At 34.3% G+C, this 5289-nt stretch carries 3 protein-coding genes; all 3 read right to left on the bottom strand.

Annotation, left to right across the window (positions count from 1 at the left end):
• Positions 1 to 1389 (bottom strand): hypothetical protein (locus Q0739_RS14560; RefSeq protein ID WP_298239469.1); only part of this gene is annotated, 1389 nt, incomplete at its 3' end.
• A gap of 374 nt (positions 1390 to 1763) precedes the next feature.
• On the bottom strand, positions 1764 to 3536 hold the full coding sequence (locus Q0739_RS14555) for a T9SS type A sorting domain-containing protein (protein ID WP_298239468.1): 1773 nt from the start codon (positions 3534 to 3536) through the stop codon (positions 1764 to 1766).
• A gap of 308 nt (positions 3537 to 3844) precedes the next feature.
• The coding region (locus Q0739_RS14550) for a T9SS type A sorting domain-containing protein (protein WP_298239467.1) at positions 3845 to 5289 on the bottom strand (1445 nt) is incomplete at its 5' end.

The following is a 5289-nucleotide window of genomic DNA, read 5'->3' as shown; positions in this document are numbered from 1 at the left end:
TGACGCTGTTATAGTACCATCATCCTCTCCGTGACACGTTACATTGGTATAACTCGTGGTTAATACTATGTCATCTGATTGACTTATTGTAGCTGATGATGTAGTCGTACAACCATTAGAATCTTTTACTGTCACATTATATGTACCTGGTGCCAATCCTGATAAGTCTTGAGGATCATTAAAATCACCTGTTCCATCATTGTCCCAATCATATGTAAATGGCGCTGTACCTCCTGTTACCGTTAGATCTATAGAACCATCACTAGCTCCGTGACAACTAACATTTGTAGGGACTGCATTAGCTGAGGGTTTATCGTATACTGAAACAGTAGTCTGGTCATAATACATACAAACGCCTCCTTCTGTAATTACCTCTACGGTTACAACATCACCATTTGAGTGTGTTGCTTGTCCAACATCTGTATATGCATTAGAATTACCATTTTGCAAGGAAGTATCTCCTGCATCAAATGTGAAATTGTTGTTATTATCCAAAAAGAATATGAATGTGTTTGCTCCTGGAGCTGCTGTAGTTGCTGTGAATACAATATCTTCACCTTCACAATCAGAAGAAGAATCTAACGATACTGAATCTGGACATTCTGGTAAAGCTACTTTCCAAGGAATGGTTTGTGCACCACCTTGTAAGTTAGCACAAGCACAATTTGTACCTGTTCCACTTAAAATTTCAATATTAGCAAATTCACCAAGTGATCCTTGAATATTTCCTGTAGGTGAAGAGTTTAAGTCACAATCTAATAAAACATCAATTCTTAAAATAACAGTTTCTCCTGGGTCTAAACCATTAATAGTAAATGTAGATTCTAGATCACACTTCCCATTGCCTTGAGTGGGCGTAGCACTGGTCATCCAATCTGTACCATAATCAAAATCTAAAGTTTCGTCTGTTCCTCCTCCACTATATGCGGGATCATTTTTATTTAATCGCCATCCCCTAATATCAGAAACACCAATCCCGCCTTGACCAGTAGTATTACATAACCAACTTATAGGTAGTTTAACACTCATATTGCTACAAGCCGCGTTTTCGGAAATTTTTAGCTCAACAAAGAAAGGTACTTCATCAAAACAATCATAATCTTGTGGTTCTAATGACTCAATTCGCCACTTTCCTCCAGCATTATCAGGATTCCCAGTATTGCCATCATTACCCCAAAATACTTCATTATCTGTAGAGGCTAATTGAGTAACTTGGCTAGGATGCGCTGCTGCAAAATCTATACTAGCAATTTGTTGGCAACCATCTACTTGCCCATACGAAAACTGTGTTGAAAGTCCAAACAATGCAAAGACCATACAACACAATAAAAATTTCTTTAAATAGGTATTAAATAATTTAATAGCCCATAGTTTGGTAGTTTTGTACATAAACATAACATTTAATTTAAGTTAATAAATGAGTTTACATAACACTAAAAAGATAAGACGTAGAATGAGGGTTATTACGAATCTTATTTATAAAATAAAATTTGCATAACACAAATTGCTAAGAAAATATAAATTGAGGGCATTCAATTTCGCTATTAATCAAATGCTATTTATAAGGAGAAAAGACTCACAAATACTATGAGTTACTCAAATATAAAAATAAAAAAACAGATTGAGTTAATAAAAGGTTGAAATTAGTTAAGATGTGATTTATAGTCGATAAAATACAATTTTACACTATGTTTAGACAAAATGGCAAACCTAATGTTTTAAGTCAAAATGCCCTTTTGAAGAAAATTATCATATCTAACTAATTAGTTTACAACGAGTTTCTTTGTAACCGTTCCAATTTCTGAATTAATCTTAACCAAATAGACGCCACGAGCGTATCGAGAAAGGTCTAATTGCAACACTCTTGAGTTTTTGGAATTAAAAGTGGTATAAATCTCTTTTCCTACAACATTGAAAACACTAACTCTATCAATATTTTGGTAACCACTGTTCTTGATATATAAATTAGATTTAGCAGGATTGGGATATAACGTGATATCACTTTCCAGCTGGTTGTCTGCGATAGAAAGACCAGATCCTTCTCCTAAACATTCGTAATTGGTCATACTTAGTTGACTACAAACAGTCGTAGTTGTGCTTCTAGATTGGACATCTTCTGCACCCATTAAATCGTCTGTGCTCAGGACTCTTAATGATTCTCCTGCAGATATGGAATAATGCATAACGACATTGGTATCTATAACATGACCTAATTGATGCCCATGACCTAGCTCGTGAACGATTACAGATTCAAAATCCACTTGGTTATAAGCTGGAGGGTTTGTTGTGAAATTCCAGTTTTTATTACCGTTAAGAATAATATCCATATCGGTAACGTACCATTTTATTTCTCCTCCTTCATAACAACCCGAATAACTTGAATAACATTGCCCAAGTGTTCCTCCAGACATAGTTGGGTCGAATGTAATAATATTTATACCATCATTAGCATTGGTATTTATAGACGTAGTATTGGAATCGATCTCCCAATTGATACCTGTACTACAAGTCCAACTTTCTATGGCTCTTTCAAAGGCTTCCTTAGCATCAGAATTAAAAAAGTCTTGATTCATAGTCCATGTGTTTCCTCCATTACTATTATTATCAACATGCTGTGTTTGATAGGCATCATTAGCATATTCCAGATTTACTTGTGCGAAATCTATAGTCAAATTTTGTGATGATAATATAGATTGCGAACCGCTTGTTGTAACTTCTATTGGACCCGTTCCAGCTCTATCTGGCACTTCTACTTCTATTTGTGTATTAGACCAACTAATTATTTGATTTTCTAGTGCATTATAAAATAGGGCTCCTCCATAATTAGCATCGCTAAAACCCACAGTTCCCTTAGTAGTTCCGAAATTACTACCATTAATAATAATGGTACTCTTTGTTCCAGCTGTTATATTATTAGTAGAAAAAGATGTTATAATAGGAGCAAATGATGATTTTAGGGAAATACTTCCTGTTTTACTAGATTGAGATATTTTTAATGGTTTAAGTTCTAAAAACTTTCGATTTGTGTGTTGTTCTAATTTCGAATATAAATTTTTATCGATGTCTTGAATATTATTAAAAGCGTTTACTGCACTATTCTTGTCCAAATTATATTTATAAAAACTTTGGGCATCACTTACCGTTTGAAATGAATTATTTCTATTGCTTTGAATATTTGAAGAATGTTGCTTTAAAACAAACAACCCTACATCGCCATTGTTTAAATGTAAACTATGCGACACTACTTGGGCTTCTAAATCTACTACGCCACCTTTAGTAATCACTTCTACAGTCTCGAAAGCCTGTCCTTTAAAAACTTTATGTACTTGAATGGTTTGTTTTGTGTAGATGTTACTATGGGTCTCGTCCCAGAACGATTCTTTAGAAATTACTTTTCCCTCTATAATTTGAGTAGATAAATCCACTTGCTTATTAAGTGGGATTTCAGAAATAGTTTCTTGTGCACTTACTATTGCAAAACAGAATAAGAAGCATAGTAAAGTAGTTACACATTTGTTTAGTGTATAAATTGCCATAATCTTGAATAGGTTAAATTCGGGTTAAACTTATATAAAAATATCTTTACATCAGATTTTTTAGTCATTTTATCGATGAAATGCTTAAATTAACTATATTTTTGTAAGATAAAAAATACAGATTTAGAATAAGATATTTGAAAAGTTAGAACGAATTTAATATCTACGCAGAGAAGTACTTATTAGATGTTGGGTTTTGAAATATTTATTAAAACAATATACTATGAAGCTACTTTTAAAAACAAAAAAGAGTCGCAACTTTAAGTTGCGACTCTTTAGAATCTAATTTATTAATTATTGTTTACTATCTATTTTGCAGATCCCGAAGAAACAATTTTCTTGGTTACTACACCTTTACTAGTAGACATTCTAACTAATAGTAATTGATCGTCAGTACCAGATAAATTCAACTTAGTTTTTCCAACAGTTCCTTTGGCATAACTTGTGTTTTCATCTTGTCTAATTAAAGTACCTTTCATATCGAATACTTCAACCTTAACATCAGTTTCATATTCGAAAGAGTATTTCAAGGTAACTTCGCTATCGAATGGTACTGGGTATGCTGTGAAATCTACTGCTTCAACTTGAACCGAAGGTTGAACTTCTCCACATCCTGCTGGATCATCACTACTTGCATCTGGAACGTAAGTGTCAGGATCTGGTACAGAACATCTACAAACTTCTTCACAAACTACACCATGTATAATAATATAAACATCTCCTTGTGCATAGATTGGGCCAACTGTAAAGTCATCTAAATAATCTAAACCGCTATTAGGGTTATAATTATATTGACCAGGCGCTACTGTGTAACCACCTTTTTTACCGCCTTTTTCAGGATATAATTTACAACCAACATACACATGTGCTTCATTCATTGCGTAACCTGGATCAAGTTCATACTGTACAGTAATCTCTCCATTATCAGAATAGTTAACTGTTGCAGTACCTACTTTATTTGCTTCTGTAGCATTACAATGTGCAGCGCCTGCATGAAGATCCATAGTGTAATTAGTACCTTGTGAAATTAGGTTAGTCCAACCCCAACGGTTAAAGTCTCCACTTCCATTTCCGTCATTATCCTTTAAGAAGCATAATGCATCATCTCCATTGCGAGCAAACATGGTCTCACAGTTATCATACTCGTCTATAGTCCAAGTGTATGTTACACTACATGTACCTGTATTATTACAGTTATCTGTTTGACTAAATGTACGTGTTAAGCTATAAGTACAGTTATCGTAAGTCACGCCATTACCGTCGTCATATCCTTCAGTGTAACCTTCACCTGCACAGTTGTCAGTCCACTTCACTTTATCAACAACATCTACTGGAATGCCATTATCTCCTAATATTGGGTTACAAATAAATATAGAATCTGAACCTTCATCTGATGGAGGACATTCTAGTACTGGTGCTTCTACATCTGGTTTTACGCTAAACGTTGCGCTAGCAGATTTAGTTTCACATAAATCAACTACTTTCCAGGTTACGGTAACACTACCACCACATGCACTTGGTGCATCAGCAACAGTTTTGTCAATTGTAACAATTTTTGAGTCACAACCTCCGTTAACCACTCCTGACATTAACCAGTTTTCAAATTTATCGTTAATTGCTTCTTGAGTTTGACATGCATCTCCATCATAATCAGAAGGTGTTATAATTTCTAATGCAGCTGGTGCATTCAATTTCCATGTAGCCTCTACATCAAATGTCTCACATAAATCTGTGATTGTCCAAACAACTTTAG

The sequence above is a fragment of the uncultured Algibacter sp. genome (assembly GCF_947487605.1).
Lineage (GTDB): Bacteria > Bacteroidota > Bacteroidia > Flavobacteriales > Flavobacteriaceae > Algibacter_D.
The sequence above is the reverse complement of the archived record's forward strand: the minus strand, read 5'-3'. Positions and strand labels throughout refer to the sequence as shown.

What these genes read in the sequence shown, in the direction of transcription:
- Q0739_RS14555 (WP_298239468.1), bottom strand. Translation starts at nt 3,536, where the DNA reads ATGGCAATTTATACACTAAACAAATGTGTAACTACTTTACTATGCTTC.